This is a genomic window from Colwellia sp. RE-S-Sl-9 (assembly GCF_048296855.1).
Classification (GTDB): Bacteria; Pseudomonadota; Gammaproteobacteria; order Enterobacterales; family Alteromonadaceae; genus Pseudocolwellia.
Map to the genome: position 1 here is coordinate 3,886,513 of NZ_CP182631.1, position 15,449 is coordinate 3,901,961.

At 36.6% G+C, this 15,449-nt stretch carries 12 protein-coding genes; 6 read left to right on the forward strand and 6 right to left on the reverse strand.

Annotation, left to right across the window (positions count from 1 at the left end; genetic code table 11):
• Positions 1–9 precede the first annotated feature (9 nt).
• On the forward strand, positions 10–3,444 hold the full coding sequence (locus ACM9HF_RS16860; protein WP_473611783.1) for a ThuA domain-containing protein: 3,435 nt from the start codon (positions 10–12) through the stop codon (positions 3,442–3,444).
• Positions 3,445–3,574: 130 nt separating this feature from the next.
• On the opposite strand, the gene ACM9HF_RS16865 is transcribed toward ACM9HF_RS16860, so the two are convergent.
• The 3 genes from ACM9HF_RS16865 to ACM9HF_RS16875 all read right to left on the reverse strand — a co-directional run bounded on the left by ACM9HF_RS16865 (position 3,575) and on the right by ACM9HF_RS16875 (position 8,061).
• A complete protein-coding gene (locus ACM9HF_RS16865; protein ID WP_473611787.1) occupies positions 3,575–5,518 on the reverse strand; it encodes a TonB-dependent receptor plug domain-containing protein in 1,944 nt (647 codons plus the stop codon).
• Between the two features lie 312 nt (positions 5,519–5,830).
• Positions 5,831–6,886: a sugar phosphate isomerase/epimerase family protein gene (locus ACM9HF_RS16870; protein WP_473611790.1), complete on the reverse strand. Its 1,056-nt coding sequence runs from the start codon at positions 6,884–6,886 to the stop codon at positions 5,831–5,833.
• Between the two features lie 2 nt (positions 6,887–6,888).
• Entirely contained in the window at positions 6,889–8,061 is a 1,173-nt protein-coding gene (locus ACM9HF_RS16875; RefSeq protein WP_473611793.1) for a Gfo/Idh/MocA family protein, read from the reverse strand.
• A 162-nt stretch (positions 8,062–8,223) separates the two neighbouring features.
• On the opposite strand from ACM9HF_RS16875, the gene ACM9HF_RS16880 reads away from it, so the two are divergent.
• The 3 genes from ACM9HF_RS16880 (at position 8,224) to ACM9HF_RS16890 (ending at position 10,499) form a co-directional block, all read left to right on the forward strand.
• A complete protein-coding gene (locus ACM9HF_RS16880; protein ID WP_473611796.1) occupies positions 8,224–8,967 on the forward strand; it encodes a helix-turn-helix domain-containing protein in 744 nt (247 codons plus the stop codon).
• 446 nt (positions 8,968–9,413) lie between these two features.
• Positions 9,414–9,656 carry a hypothetical protein gene (locus ACM9HF_RS16885; RefSeq protein WP_473611800.1) on the forward strand — a complete coding sequence of 81 codons (243 nt, stop codon included), beginning with the start codon at positions 9,414–9,416 and terminating at the stop codon, positions 9,654–9,656.
• A gap of 102 nt (positions 9,657–9,758) precedes the next feature.
• Positions 9,759–10,499 (forward strand): hypothetical protein, encoded by a 741-nt coding sequence (locus ACM9HF_RS16890; protein ID WP_473611804.1) that lies wholly within the window; start codon positions 9,759–9,761, stop codon positions 10,497–10,499.
• A 1-nt stretch (position 10,500) separates the two neighbouring features.
• On the opposite strand, the gene ACM9HF_RS16895 is transcribed toward ACM9HF_RS16890, so the two are convergent.
• Positions 10,501–11,616 carry an oxidoreductase gene (locus ACM9HF_RS16895; RefSeq protein ID WP_473611808.1) on the reverse strand — a complete coding sequence of 372 codons (1,116 nt, stop codon included), beginning with the start codon at positions 11,614–11,616 and terminating at the stop codon, positions 10,501–10,503.
• A gap of 116 nt (positions 11,617–11,732) precedes the next feature.
• On the opposite strand from ACM9HF_RS16895, the gene ACM9HF_RS16900 reads away from it, so the two are divergent.
• Positions 11,733–12,053, forward strand: coding sequence for a winged helix-turn-helix transcriptional regulator (locus ACM9HF_RS16900; protein ID WP_473611812.1), 321 nt, complete (start codon positions 11,733–11,735; stop codon positions 12,051–12,053).
• Between the two features lie 340 nt (positions 12,054–12,393).
• Entirely contained in the window at positions 12,394–13,125 is a 732-nt protein-coding gene (locus ACM9HF_RS16905) for a PEP-CTERM sorting domain-containing protein (RefSeq protein ID WP_473611816.1), read from the forward strand.
• 110 nt (positions 13,126–13,235) lie between these two features.
• Here ACM9HF_RS16905 and ACM9HF_RS16910 read toward each other — a convergent pair whose 3' ends face one another.
• Both ACM9HF_RS16910 and ACM9HF_RS16915 read right to left on the reverse strand, forming a co-directional pair.
• The gene (locus ACM9HF_RS16910; RefSeq protein WP_473611820.1) at positions 13,236–14,024 is read right to left on the reverse strand and encodes a class I SAM-dependent methyltransferase; all 789 of its coding nucleotides are present in this window, start codon (positions 14,022–14,024) and stop codon (positions 13,236–13,238) included.
• Between the two features lie 140 nt (positions 14,025–14,164).
• Entirely contained in the window at positions 14,165–15,421 is a 1,257-nt protein-coding gene (locus tag ACM9HF_RS16915; RefSeq protein WP_473611823.1) for a PepSY-associated TM helix domain-containing protein, read from the reverse strand.
• Between the last annotated feature and the right edge of the window lie 28 nt (positions 15,422–15,449).

Genomic DNA, 15,449 nt, shown 5'->3' on the forward strand with positions numbered 1-15,449 from the left:
ATTATCTATATGAATTTATCCCACCGTTTAATTGTTTCTTTATTTCTTGTTTCTTTCACTTTTGTATTGAGTGGTTGTGGGGAGTCAGATAAGTCACCTAAAAAAATGAGTGTTGAGAAACCTAAGCACGTTTTAATTTTTAGTAAAACTAAAGGCTGGAGGCATAAATCTATTGAATTAGGTACTGAAAAGTTAACGCAAGCTCTTAGCAATAAAGGGATCAAAGCTACTGCTACAGAAGATGCGTCTATTTTTAATGATGCTAAACTTTCAACTTTTTCAACCCTAATTTTCTTAAATACCACAGGTGATATTCTTAATAAGCAACAGCAAGTTGCTATGGAGCGTTATATACAAGCAGGCGGTGGATTTGTTGGTATTCATTCGGCAACCGATACTGAATCGGGTGGTGATTGGTTTTGGTATAGACGTCTTGTAGGCGCCGTTTTCAAAAGTCACCCAGGTATTCCGTCAAATGTACAAACTGCAAAGCTTAAAGTACTTAGAAAAGATCATCCTTCTACTGCCGAACTTCCTGACTCTTTTAGTGTGGCTGACGAATGGTACGACTTTAAAAGTTTATCTGATCGCAGAATTGATTTAATAAGCGTTGATGAAGGCTCTTATAACGGTGGCGGGCATGGGGCGTATCATCCTATTGCTTGGTATCACGAATTTGACGGTGGCCGTTCTTTTTATACAGGTGTAGGACATAATGCTAATAACTTTAGTCATTCTATTTACATGGCACATTTATTAGGTGGTATCGAATACGCTATTGGTAATAATGAAAGAAATTATGAAAAATCGAGACCTGAACCTAACCGATTTGCGAAAGAAGTTTTATTAGATTCACTCAACGAACCTGTGAGTTTAGATATAACAAAAGATGGTAATACGCTCTTTTATGTTGAACGAAAAGGTCAAGTAAAGCGCGTTGAACTCTCTACAAACGCTATGATTGAAATCGGTAAAATTGATGTATATTCACCTGATGGGTTTGGTGAGTTTGGTTTATTGGCTCTGGCATTAGATCCTAATTTTGAGATAAACCAGCACATATATTTAATGTATAACGCTTCATCAACAAATTCTGATAAAGATTTAACACAACGCGTGTCTCGTTTCACACTAAAAAACGGCGAAATAGATCAATCAAGTCGAATTGATATGCTAGATGCGCCTAGTGAAGGTAATTGTTGTCATACCGGCGGTAATATGGAGTTTGATGCTAAAGGTAATTTATTTATTGCCTTAGGTGACAATGCTAATCCGTTTGAATCTCATGGTGTTGGGCCTTCAGATTTTAGAGAGGGTCGAGTTGCTCACGACGCATATCGTTCATCAGGAAATACGCAAGACTTTCGCGGTAAAATTTTACGTATTACCCCTCAACAAGATGGTTCGTACACTATTCCAGAAGGTAATTTGTTTACTAACTCAAGTATAGGGAAACCTGAAATTTATGTGATGGGAACACGAAACCCATACACTATTGCGTTTGATGATAAAGAACAAACACTCTATTACGGTGATGTAGGCCCAGATGCTAAAGGATATGATGAAAAATACGGTTCTAAGGGATTCGACGAAATAAACAAAGTTACACAAGCGGGTAATTTTGGTTGGCCTTCATTTATTGGCAATAATAAAGCTTATCGTCAGTTTGATTATGAGACACAAGAATCAGGTAAATGGAATAATCCTCTTTACCCAATAAATAACTCCCCTAGAAACACAGGGGCAAAAAATATTCCTCCAGCACAACCCGCTTATATTTGGTATCCCTATAGCAATTCTGATGTTTTTCCTGAATTAGGCGCAGGTTCTCGTAATGCTTTGGTTGCAGGGGTTTATCGTACTACAAAAGGTCCAAAAGCCTTACCTAGTTACTACGATGGGGGATTATTTATTTCAGACTTTATGCGTCGTTGGATCAAAGTGGTTTTTAGTGACAAAAATGGCGACATTTACAAAATAGAAGAATTTATTCCAGATGCTGAATTTACAGCTCCTATTGATTTAATGTTTAGCAGCAAAGGCGAACTTTATATTTTAGAGTATGGTTCAAAATGGCACTCAGGTAATATCGATGCCAAGTTATCGCGTGTTATTTATACCGGAGCAGGTAATCGATCGCCTAACGCTAAAATTAGTATTGAAAATACGCAAGGGGTTGTACCCTTTGCTGTTAAAGCTTCTGCAAAAAACTCTACGGATCCTGATAACGATCCCCTAACGTATACTTGGAAAATAACAAATTTAGATACAGAGCAAAGCCCTGAAAAAGCTGACTATACTCATGCTAAAGCTTTATCTGGGCGTGATGTTACATTTGATTTTACTGAAAAAGGACGCTTTGGGCTGCTTCTATCGGTAACCGATCATCAAGGTGAAAGTCGTAATGCTTATAAAATCATTGAAGTAGGTAATGCTCCTCCTACTATTAGTATTAGCGTAGAGGGGAACCAAGACTTTATTTGGCCTAATCAAATGTCACCAAAGTACAGTGTAAGTATTGGTGATTTAGAGGATGGCAATATCACTCAAACCTCTGAAAATTTCGAAAGAGTTGATATTACTTTCAATAAAGTAGAGGCAGGGAAAACTGAAAAAGCTGTAGGGCATTTAGCTAACGACCCCTATGGTCCAGGTCGTGCAGCCACTAAGAAACATTTATGTGCAGGGTGTCATCAAGAGCAAGATGCTTCTGTAGGGCCGGCTTTCCAAAAAGTGGCAGACAAGTATTCTTCAGTTAAAGATCCTATCGCTTATTTAAAGCAAACTATTGCTGCTGGTAGTACAGGTAAATGGGGCGATCATCAAATGCCAGCGCACGACTTTTTATCGGATGAAGTACGCGGAACACTTGCTCAATATATATTATTACTCAAATCAAAAGTACCTAGCTTACCGCTAGTAGGTCGCTTACCTAAAGTGACTAATGAAAGTGCTTATGTATTAAAAGCGAGTTATAGGGATAACGGGGCATTAGGACTGTCGGCTATTGAAAAATATAATGAGCATAACTTTATTGCACCTACTATTAATGCTAAAGCTTTGTTTGACAATGCAGGTAAGGTTGAAGGCGTGCGTTTTTCTGGTGGTAATATAAAAACTGTTGCTATGTCAGGTAAAGAAGTTCATTTTCCTCTTGGTGAGTATGATCTTAACCAAGTAACAGGTATCAAACTGCTGCAAAAATATAAGAAAGGGCTACCTGAAGGAAGTGTGTTTGAGTTGAGAATAGGGAGTGCGAAAGGCAATGCAATTACCAAAGGTCAATTCAGTTATAGTGGTTTGAAGCCTTATGATGATGCAATATTAACGTTAAACTTTGAGCCTATTACTAAAAAGACACTTATATTTTTAGTTGTGATTTCTGAAGGTGTTGATAAAGATGCCTTGACCGCTAATTTATATTCAATCACTTTTTTGAACTAGGGCCTGTTGATCTTTCGAGTATGATTTTTGTTCAATTTACAAGCTAAAAGGCCAGTGAATTTGCATTCACTGGTCTTTTTCATACTTTTAGTTATTACGATTGGTAACGGGTATATTATTCAAATAGGTATTATAAACTTTTTGTTAATTTAGCCGTTAAAACCGGTCCTCTGTTACTAAAACCTACCGATTCTTCATAACTGTTGTCTAATATATTATTTGCGCTAAACGCAAAGGTAAGTGACTTCTCAATTTTCCAACGTAAGGCAAGGTCAACGCGTGCAAAGCCTGCCATTTCAACAGTTCCTGTTGGTACAGAACTATCATAATAGCTGCCGTTAAAGGTAATACGAGACAATAACGAAACATTATTAAGTGGTGTATAATCTAACTGAAATCCACCTTTTAACTTAGGTCTTCTACGGAGTTTTATATCTGCATCAAAGGTGTCTAATTTAGCATAGCCAATATTCGCTTTAGCATATAAATCGTCATTCAATTTAATATTTAGTGCAAATTCAGCACCTTTAGCGCGTACTTTAGAACGGTTAACGTTTGTAAATGTTTCAGGATCAAAATCCACCAAGTTTTTGTACGTATTTTGATAAAGGTTAAAACGAGTGGTTAGCTTATTTTGATTAAATGAGCTATCTAGCCCAAGTTCATAATTCTCACTAAGCTCGGGTTTAAGATCTGGATTACCTACTAAAGGGTGTCCTATAGCGAAAAAACTCGGTAATTTAAAACCTTCACTATATTGAGCAGTAAAAGAATGAGCAGTTGATATTTGATAACGACTAAGTACACGATTAGTGGTTACTGAAATCTCATCGGCTTTATCATGACGAATACCGGCTGTTATATTTAGACCAGCTAATGGGGCTAAAGTGGTTTCAGCAAAAACAGCTTCATTGTGTCGAGATAATGTATAAACAGCAGGCAGGGGGAAGCCAAAATCAATAGTACTGTCCATTCCGCCATCTTCATCAGCTATCGATGCGCCTAAGGCCATTTGAATTTTGTTTGAGTAGGCGTAATTTGCCGTTAAGCTAAAGTCGGTTCTTTTGTAATGTGAGTCAACATCTAGTGCGGGTACCGCATCAAGTTTACCTTCTGCTATACCTGGGTTCATCGACGTTTCTTCACGTTTAGTTGTAGCGGCATTGAACTTAAGATTAAATGTATCAGTAAGGTTGTGTTGTATATTCGCGTTAGTATTTGTTTGTGTAAACTCTCTTACTTCTTGTAAAGGGAGTACAGCGAGGCGATCTCCTCCGCTGTCTTCTGGAAAGGTTTCTCCTTGTCCATCAACGTAAAATAAGCCAATATTCCAAAGCGTTGTGTCATTATTAATTGAACTTAATGAAGCATTTATAGCCGAACGATGAAACGCATCACCAAAGTGACTATCGTCATTGTTTTGATAAGATGCTAATAGGTTAAAATCAGCAATATCAGCAACTTCACTACCTAAATGAATACTTCCCACGGTAACACTGTTGGAACCCGCAGTAAGGCTTACGCTACCTAATTTATCAGCTGAATGTTTTTTGGTTTTTATACTAACAATACCCGCAAGTGCGTCACTACCTTGTACGGTTGAATAGCCGCCATAATAAACATTAACGCTTTCAACCATTTCAGGATCTATAGTACCTAAATCAAATGCACCGCCACGGCTATTGGTTGGGTCGTTTACTTTTACACCATCAACAAGAATAACAACAAAGTTCGCTTCACTGCCTCTTATTGACAAAAATGTTAACCCCGCTGCACCACCTTGTTCAGTGATATCAATACCGGGAACACCACGTAAAATATCAGCAAAGCTATTGGGAGTAAGTGCAGCTATTTCATCTGCACTTATTGAAACATTGGGGATATGTTCTGATGAACTTGTATCAGAGATATGCGTACCGATAACGGTCAGAGTTTCTATATTGTTTGCTTGGGCTAAACTGTTATTACAAAGAGGTAGCGCTAAACATAAAGTTGTTGCTTTTAATTTGAAATCGGCTAAAAAAATGTTGCGTAATGCGCCGAGTAAATTGCTTGGAAAGATGTTTTTTTTCATAATGAATTTCGAGAATAGTGATTAATACCAATGCTAATTTATTAATAGAACTAGTATGAAATATCCTTTAAGACCTTATATAGTTATTGAATGTGAGTAAGTGTTTTTTGTATTTTACATACAATCTACCCATTTTATTCATAATTTAAAAATAAATAATACTTACCTGTGTAAACATTTTAGGAAGAAAGTGAGTATAGCCAAAATAGCTGTACTGATTTTGTATTTATAAGGTTAATACTTGACGTTGACCAAATCCTTTTTTTGATGAGCATTTGGTCAACGTTATGGCTGTTATTAAGTTATAACTTATTATTTAATACCAAGAATTTTATTGTTAAGTACTTCATCAGCCCCCATGCCTGCAAAATCGTCAAAGGCTCTTTCGGTAGGGCGAATTAAATGTTTATTAACAAAATCTACACCTTCGCGTGCGCCATCTAAAGGATGCTTAATACAACATTCCCATTCAATTACCGCCCAACCATCAAAGCCGTGTTGAGTCAGCTTACTAAATATACCGTTGAAATCTACTTGTCCATCGCCTAACGATCTAAAGCGTCCTGGTCTATCTATCCAGCTTTGGTAGCCACCGTAAACACCACTTCGACCTGAAGGATTAAATTCAGCATCTTTTACATGAAACGCTTTAATGCGCTCGTGATAAATATCGATAAAAGCGAGGTAATCCAGCTGTTGCAGCACAAAGTGACTTGGATCATACAAAATGTTTGCTCTAGGGTGATTGCCTGTTGCTTCTAAAAAGCGTTCAAAGGTTACACCGTCATGTAAATCTTCTCCTGGGTGCAATTCGTAACAAACATCAACACCAGCGTCATCAAACGCATTTAATATGGGTAACCAACGGCCAGCAAGTTCTTTAAACCCTTGTTCTACTAAACCTTGAGGGCGTTGTGGCCACGGATACATAGTGTGCCATAGCAAAGCACCTGAAAAACTAGCATGGCCTTGTAAGCCTAATCTTTGACTCGCTTTTGCTGCTGCCATCATTTGGTTAACAGCCCATTGTGTGCGAGCGGCGGGGTTATTTTTTACTTCATCAGGAGCAAAGCTATCAAACATTTGATCGTAGGCAGGGTTTACAGCTACTAATTGGCCTTGCAAGTGCGTTGAAAGCTCGGTGATCACTAAGCCATGTTCAGCTGCTATGCCGGTAATTTCATCACAATAAACTTGGCTATCTGCTGCTTTTAGTAGGTCAAATAATCGACCGTCCCAACTTGGAACTTGTATACCTTTAAAGCCTAAACCACTGGCCCATTGGCAAATTTCAGTAAAATTATTAAACGGTGATTCATTACCTGCAAATTGTGCAAGAAATATAGCAGGGCCTTTTATTTGTTTCATATTTATTCCTCTATACTAAAGTCAGACCATTTAGTGTCTTCATTACTGGCTGATACAGCGTTACTAATAAATGCCATACCTCGTATTGCTTCATGTATTCCGGGTACGTCAAAACTTTCGTTGTCGCATGTTGCACCTGCATTAAATGCAGTAATTTGACGAGTAAAGTTCATATAAATATTCGCGAAAGCTTCTAAGTAGCCTTCAGGATGACCTGCTGGCGTGCGTATCGCTTGTTGAGCTGCTGGGCAAAGTTCACCTACACCTGTGCGAATAAGTTGTGTTGGCTCAGTATTACTACGTAACCATAAGCTATTAGGTTCTTGCTGAGACCAATCTATACTGGCATGTTCGCCATAAATACGTAGGCGTAAATTGTTTTCTTCACCCACGGCTATTTGGCTCGCCATTAATACACCTTTACAGCCATTATTAAATCGTAATAATACGGTGCCATCGTCATCGAGTGTTCTACCCTCTACAACTGAATTTAAATCTGAACAAAGTTGAGTGATTTGTAAGCCTGATACATATTCAGCCAAATTAGCCGCATGTACGCCTATGTCGCCCATACAACAACTAATACCAGATTGCTTAGCATTTAAACGCCAACTTGCTTGTTTACTGCCTTCATCTTCTTTTGAAGCTAACCAGCCTTGGCTGTATTCAACGACTATTTTACGTACAGCACCTAACTTTCCTGTAGCGACTAAATGACGAGCTTGTTTAACTAAAGGATAACCATTGTATGTATGAGTTAAACCGTAAAGGCGGCCTGTTTTTTCAACCACTTTACTTAGCGATAACGCTTCAGCTAAGTTGAGGGTGGCAGGTTTGTCTGAAAGTACATGAAAGCCATATTCCATTGCCATTTTAGCAATAGGGTAATGTAGGTGGTTTGGAGTAACGATTGCAAAAAAATCAACTTTTTCATCTGTAGGACGCTGAGACTCTAGCTCAAACATTTGTTGATAATTTGAATAACAGCGGTCTGCTGCAATGTGTAAACTTAGGCCTGAAGACAAACTCTTTTCAGAGCTTGAACTAAATGCTCCACAAACGAGATCTATTTTACCATCCATAAAAGCAGCAATTCGATGAACAGCTCCAATAAAAGCACCTTCACCGCCACCGATCATACCCATTCGTATTTTTCTATTTGAACTATTTACCATTCCAACTCCAACGAGTAATGAATTAACGTTTAATTAAGTCTATTAAAATTAGAGAAAATAGCAGTAGTATGAAATCGGTTTTTAATGTAATAATTTCGGCGTTTAGACTATCTTTGTAACTACTGTTAGTATGTTCAATCAGTGAATTCTATAGAAAATAATATGTCGACAGAACAACAATCTATAAAACCCACAGAAAAACAACAAATACTTCAAATGTTTAACTTGTTGCCAGATGTTTTGTTCTGGTTAAAAGATATAAACAGCCGAATAGAGTATGCAAATACAGTGTATTTAGAGCAAATTGGAGTTAAAAGCTTAGAACATGCATTAGGGAAAACAGACTATGATTTTTTCCCACCTCATATCGCTAAACAGTTTATTACCGACGACAAAAAGGTCATGAATGGAGAGCTTATTACCGATAGGCTAGAACTAAATTCAGACAAACAAGGCAATATTGCTTGGTTTTTAACCTCTAAACGTCCGATATTTGATGATCAAGGTAATATCACTGGTTCGTACGGTATTACACGACATTTAGAGAAAAACTCGCAAGTATTGTCAGATATTCAAGCGATTAATGCGCCAGTGAATTTTATTAAAGAGAACTTTAAGTCTGATATTAAAATTCAACAACTTGCTGATGCCGCATGTTTATCGGTAAGTGCACTAGAACGTCGATTCAAAAAATATTTAATGAAAACGCCTAAGCAGTTAATTAATCAAATACGTTTAGAGCATGCAAGACGATTATTGATTGAAACTCAATTACCTATTTCGGAAGTAGCTTATCAGTCAGGTTTTATTGAACATAGTTACTTTAGTAAACAGTTTAGATTATTGTTTGATGAACAACCCTCAGAAGTAAGAAGCCAAAATCAATCAATGAATGTGCAGCTATAATCTTTATACCCGTTATCATTCAAGATGCAGGTTTCAGTGGGAACTAAAAACAATTTAGGCACAGATTTTACGTTCCAAACAAAATATAAGGTCTACATCCATGTATGCAAGGCATTAAGTTTACGTCATGGTTATTCTCGGTAACTGCTCCTGCGTTACCCTAATGTCCTACATCCGTGTAGGAACCTGACTAAAGTTAATAACGTAGCATAAATTGTTTTTAGACCCATCGAAGAAGCGCTTGAGCAAAATCACTTCATCAACAATGATTTTTATAAGGGGACGACCATTATTGCAAAGCATTGCCTTGAATTGATATCGCTCAAGCACTCTGAAATAGCCTCTTGATTGGTAACGGGTATATACCAAGTCATAAAATTGTAATCATACATCGTTAGACTTCGCGGGTATTCTAATTATGAGTTCTTTGAACTAACGCTTTATCTATGAAAACTTCATTATCATCTATCCCTTTGCTGTCGCAAGCGTTACGTAAATATATACGTGGCCTTGTACACCAAGAAGGTGATGTAGACGATATATTACATGGCATTTATTTGAAAATGTCAGACTCTGAACACGCAATCAAACATCCTCAACAAAACGCAAAACGAGTTGCTAAAAATATTGAGCTCGATAAACATCCATTTAATCAATACGCAGAAATATTTCGAAATTCTAAGTTGTGAAAAAGACGCTCAAATTTAAGGCGAAACGTAGCGAAGATTAACTTCAACTAAGGAATGGTAATTGCTTTAGGTTTACACACGTCAATTTTTTGTTGAAAACCTATGATCAACAACATTAATTTATTCAACAGTTTATTTAATACTGGCCCAGCCTTATCGTCTAACACATCTGAAGTTGATGACATTGTTGCTGCACATATACAAGATGTTACAGTTAATACGGAAGATACGTCGAGTGATAGTCCAAACTTGTATTTGAGTACGCGAGCACAAAAAATAAGCTCATTAAGTAATGAATTTTTTGGGCAAGGAGGACTCAATTTTGAGGACGTAGACTCATTAAAAGAGCGTGTTTATCAACTCGGGCTAATTTCGAAAGAAGAATATGCCAATTTAACTCATACCCAATTGTCTGATGAAGAATTAGCGGCATCAAAAGATCTATCCAGCCAAAATCTTGCCTCTTTTATTGGTGACTTTTTAGAACGTTTAAATGCAGCTAACGTCGATGAAGTTGTGAATGCTGACAACGCAGATAATGATGAAGAAACAGAAGAAGAAAGTGAAACACTTACCGCTTTAAAAAGTGCATTATCGCAGGCAAAAACAATTTTAATTGATGTAGAAGAAGCAAAAAAAGACCCTGAATTTAAAGAGTCTTTGACGAATTCACTTTCTCTATTAACAGAGGTGATAAATACCAACGCTTTTGAAATTATGCCGCTCGATGACAAAGTAGGTTTAAGTAAAGTTTATCAAGCGCTTGAGATAGTTGATAAAATATCACCGCAAAGACTCACTAACGATAAACTTAATCGTTACATGCAAGTCGCGTTTGAGTGATTTACTCGGCATTTGTACTTTCTTCCCATTTAAATTGTTCTTCAATGGTTACGCCTTCAGCAAACATGTTAGGGTTAAAAGGAGTTATGGCAATATCGTTTTTTAATCGAGTTGGCCAATCAAAATTAGCCAAAGCTCCAGTGCCTAATGCCACTAAATCTGCATGTTTATTTTGAATTATACGGTTAGCTTCGTTCGGGTTATCTAAACCCCCATTCGCTATAATGGTTAACCCTGTAAGTTCTTTGGCTAATTTAGGTAAACTTTCGCCATTTCGAGTAAGGCATCCATGATTAAAGCCTTTTCCTTCACTTGCCATATGGATGTAATCGACACCCACATTTTTTAAAGCAGTAAAAATAATCTCTCCATCGCTGAGTCCATAAGGCCAAGTGTAGTTGAAGTCGTTTACTTTCCCTTGTGATATGCGAACACCAATAATAAAATTTTCGTGCACTACTTTTTTAATCGATGCAATAATTTCAACGGTTAAACGGCATCTGTTTTCTAAACTTCCGCCATATTGATCTTCTCGTTCATTGGTATAGTCAGTTAAAAACTGGTCAAGTAAATAACCATTGGCGGAATGAACTTCTATTCCATCAAAACCTGCTTTCTCTGCACGCATAGCTGCATTACAAAAGCCATTAATTACCTCATCAATTTCAGATAAATTCATCGCTTGCGGTAAAGGATAATGCCCTTGTTTTTTACTGTAACCTTCTAACATTCGTCTTATCGGTTGAATAGACGATGGGCCGCGCGTATTCGATAAATGTTGAGACAAAGCTCCTGCGTGCATCAGTTGCATTATAATTTTTCCACCAGCGGCATGAGTTGAATGAGTTATATTTTCCCAGCCTTTTTGCTGTTCATCATTTGTAATACCTGGTTGGTTCGGATATGACTGTGAAAACGTTCGATCAGTGTATGTACCTTCCGTTATTATTAGTCCGAAATCACCTTTGGCATAACGTTGATAATATTTTTCCATTTGTTGGGTGGGTATGCCATCGCCCTTCGTACTAACGCGAGTCATGGGAGCAACAACGGTTTTGTTTTTAAGTGCTAGTTGTTTAATTGCTGTGTTTTCTAAAATTAATGTTTTGTTAAGCATTGACGTTAATCTCTGTGATTGATGAGTTTGATTAGCTTAACGTAATGGTTTCTTTTTTATAAGAATGCACATTTTTGTGCTATACATACATTTTGTATACTGTAATGAGGTAAATTATGCCTAAAATATTAAAAGATGCTTGTCCAACTGAAACTGCATTGGATCTTATTGGTGGTAAATGGAAAGGGATGATTTTGTTTTATCTATGTTCTGATACGCGCCGTTTTAATGAACTTATGCGTCTTATTCCTGATATAACGCAACGTATGTTAACGAAACAATTACGTGATTTAGAGGCAAATGGCATTGTGCATCGCGAAGTGTATCCTCAAGTTCCCCCAAAAGTAGAATACTCTTTAACAGACCTAGGTAATACGCTTGAACCTGTTGTTAGAGAATTAGAAAAATGGGGGGATAGATATTTGAGAGCGTTGTGAGTTCTGAATACAAAAGTTATTAATTTTAACATAATAAACAATGTAGGTATTATTTGGATTTATCATCTTTTATTTTAAATCAACCGATTGGAAATATATTATCTCGAATTAAGATTAATGTACTGAGTGTTATTGGTATATATGTCTTTATTTGGAGAAGAAGCTAATGTCACGTTTTTTTACAAAAAGTAACGTTGAAATCTTTGGTAAACTTTTAAGTTGATGAAAGCAAGGTGTTTTTTGTTATTGGCTTAATATTTGCTGCCATTAAATTAAAATGGTTGCAACCATTAGTTTAAAAATAAGTGTAAATCATAAAAGGTAACTAAAGGGGGAATATATGAAATTTTTAAAAGTCGTATTAATTTTATCTGTTACATCATTTGCGAATATGGCAAGTGCGGGATTAGTTTTTTATACATCAGATCCTTCAAGTAATTCGGTAAATTGGACTTCTGACGTATTAGCTGATGGGTATCAAATTAATAATAATGTAAACTTTGACTCACATGCCCTTGGTTTACTAGATTCAGGTTTATATCTTGGTTCTGATGGCATATCAATTACCTCTACTGGATCTAATAATCAAACTATTAAAGATGGTGCTGGTGTTATTGATGGGAACATTATTGGTGCTATTCCTGGTGAAGGTGTTCATCAAAGTTCAAAATATTTAGAGATAAATAACACTGGCGTTTTAACATTAAGTTTTACAAGTGGAGCCTTTGCTGCAGGTATAGGTACATTTGATGTTTGGACAGGAGGTGACTTTACTATTTCAGTTTTTTCAGGGGTTAATGGTACTGGTTCACTTTTAGGTTCTTTATCTGGTGTTGCAGAAGGTTTAAACTTCCAAAACTTAGGTACGTTTTTCATGGGGGTTAAAACCGATGATGGCTCAAAATTTGGTTCTATAGCCTTTGACTTTAGTGCTGATGGTAATGATGATATAGGTTACGATGATATTCTATTTGCATCAAATTCACTTCAGGTTTCAGTCCCAGAGCCGTCAACACTTGTTATTTTTGCATTAGGTGTATTTGTTTTAACAACACGTAAATTACAAAAATAATGTCATTTACTTTTAAATAGTCGTTTTACACAAAGCACCAAACATCATTTTGGTGCTTTTTTTTAAATAAATTTTAGTATTCAAATGAAACTTGAGTAGCGCGAAGTATGCTACCGTTCAATATCCCTCAGCCACTGCTGTTCAAACAATGCCATTTGTTGATGCCTTTTACTAGCAATATGGTTTGTTCTATCTTGTTCGGTATGAAATGGGCCAACTCGACAGCCACTACAATAATGTTTACGTAGGTACTTGGGCATAGTTAGTTTGTTATCAAGCTCAGTAGCTATTAGGCGACTAAATACATGAGTAATACCTTGTGTGTCTTTCACGTGTTTATCTCGGTCAACATTTCTTATTTTATAACCAGGAAAGTTTTCTATTTCAAAGGGTATATAGCCAAGGTAATTAATATCGGTATTTAGCGTTAATGCTTGCTCAATATTCCATTGTCTATAGGGCTTTACATCTTTTGAGGTAATAAAAGCGAGTTGCGCGCCATTACTATCTAAAAACTCATTAAAACAATGTAATAGATACTGGCGAAGTAAACGACGATGTAAGGTATTCATACTCACGTTAGCACACTGTTGCTGATAATCTTCAGCGGAGTTGAATGCAGGTATTAGCGGAAATTGAAAAATAACCACATCAAATTGTTGTTTGTTTAGTTGTTCCCATGTTTGCTTGTTAGTTACATCAAAACCCGTAAGTACTTCGCATCTTTGAGCCTGTAATTGCTGAAAATGCTCTTCGCCGTATTTAGCTGTTAGCGAGGCATAGTCATCAAAAATAGTCGCTGTTAACGCTTTTGGACAATAATTTTTTAATAAAGAACAAGAAAACGATAAATCACCGTCTCCTATGGTTAATATGCGCCAAGCTGGATTGATGTACATAGAATCTTAAATTACAGAAAAACATTATTGTAGCGCTTATTGTAAGCGATAATACCGTGTTTTTGGAGAGAATCAGGCTTTTTTAATAAAACCTAATTCTTAATGACAACGGGTACAAAGGTGTAAATCAGTAGAATTGCTCAATTAATTATTGGTATAAGAAAGTCACAAATTATTAGATAGCTACAGGCTAGTATTAAGGCCATGCTAGGCCATTTTACCCAATGAGATTTAGTCCATAAAATACGTAAGCCACTTATATTATCAAGTGTTATCAAAGCGCTAGTTTGTCTTAATCTTAGTAAATACATATAAACACCTGTTAAGCTAAGCAAGGATAATGCGAGACCAAATCCAAACCATACGTAACGATATACCCAACTAGAAAAAGTGCCAAAATGCAATGGATCGGCAGCTTCAGATATCCGAAAGTGCCAATTTAGATCTTCTCCCTTGATTCCTCCTAGATAAGCTCCGCTAAAAGCATCAAATATTTTATTATTAGCTCTGTCTCTCACTAGTATTGCATGTTCTTGTCCTGCTATTTCGATGATATTTTTTTTAGTTATAAACCGTATTTGGTTAATAACGTACTTAGGATAATTGTTACGCATATATTGAATGGTATTGGATAGTGCTAGCGGTGAAGGCTGAGCATGGCGTTCAGACTGATGAGCAACTGTCGTTTTTACAATTTCATCATAACGAGCTGCACCACCCCAGCGTTCAATTAAATACCATACACCTGTAATACTAATAACAAGAAGGAACCACATACTCCATAAACCAACAATTTTATGTAGTTCAGACCAAAACTTACGTTTTTTCCCCGCTGCTTTACTTTTAACTTTGATTTGTGATGAGTTTGATGGCCACTTTATTCTCTTAAACGAAAAAAAATAGCGCCACCAATGTCGATAAGTATAAAGAGAGGTAATAAATATAAAAAACATAACTAAGCCAAAAAGGCCTACTATGGTTATACCGAGTTGAGTTTCTAACATTAAGTGGCGATGTACTTGTCGGAATAGGCGTTGCCAATTTAACCATCTACCTTGCCCTGTTATTTTATGGGTATAGGCGTCGAGATAAATTCTAAATCGATCACCTTGGCTATCGCGGGCAATAACTTCGATGTTATGCCACGGCATAGGAGGGCGATGAATGCTTAATATTTGTGCTTTAGGCACACTTTTATTGACAGAATTTAGTAAGGCTGGCCAATCTAAATTTTGTTTTTGGGTTAAATGCTTCTCTGCACGAATTGATGGGTTTGCTAACCAATCCATATCAGTAGAAATAGTCGCAAAAGTACCTGTTAATAAAATAAAGGAAAGCAGCAAGCTTAAATGAAAGCCTGCCCAGTGATGCAGCGAAAACCAATCTTTTTGTTTCATAAAACGATGTGTACTACTTTCTGTGAAT

Excerpts from the sequence above, each read along its gene's own strand:
- ACM9HF_RS16900 (WP_473611812.1), top strand. The coding sequence starts at position 11,733 with ATGCCTAAAATATTAAAAGATGCTTGTCCAACTGAAACTGCATTGGAT.
- ACM9HF_RS16880 (WP_473611796.1), top strand. The coding sequence starts at position 8,224 with ATGTCGACAGAACAACAATCTATAAAACCCACAGAAAAACAACAAATA.
- ACM9HF_RS16885 (WP_473611800.1), top strand. The coding sequence starts at position 9,414 with ATGAAAACTTCATTATCATCTATCCCTTTGCTGTCGCAAGCGTTACGT.
- ACM9HF_RS16875 (WP_473611793.1), bottom strand. The coding sequence starts at position 8,061 with ATGGTAAATAGTTCAAATAGAAAAATACGAATGGGTATGATCGGTGGC.
- ACM9HF_RS16865 (WP_473611787.1), bottom strand. The coding sequence starts at position 5,518 with ATGAAAAAAAACATCTTTCCAAGCAATTTACTCGGCGCATTACGCAAC.
- ACM9HF_RS16860 (WP_473611783.1), top strand. The coding sequence starts at position 10 with ATGAATTTATCCCACCGTTTAATTGTTTCTTTATTTCTTGTTTCTTTC.
- ACM9HF_RS16915 (WP_473611823.1), bottom strand. The coding sequence starts at position 15,421 with ATGAAACAAAAAGATTGGTTTTCGCTGCATCACTGGGCAGGCTTTCAT.
- ACM9HF_RS16895 (WP_473611808.1), bottom strand. The coding sequence starts at position 11,616 with ATGCTTAACAAAACATTAATTTTAGAAAACACAGCAATTAAACAACTA.
- ACM9HF_RS16870 (WP_473611790.1), bottom strand. The coding sequence starts at position 6,886 with ATGAAACAAATAAAAGGCCCTGCTATATTTCTTGCACAATTTGCAGGT.
- ACM9HF_RS16890 (WP_473611804.1), top strand. The coding sequence starts at position 9,759 with ATGATCAACAACATTAATTTATTCAACAGTTTATTTAATACTGGCCCA.
- ACM9HF_RS16905 (WP_473611816.1), top strand. The coding sequence starts at position 12,394 with ATGAAATTTTTAAAAGTCGTATTAATTTTATCTGTTACATCATTTGCG.
- ACM9HF_RS16910 (WP_473611820.1), bottom strand. The coding sequence starts at position 14,024 with ATGTACATCAATCCAGCTTGGCGCATATTAACCATAGGAGACGGTGAT.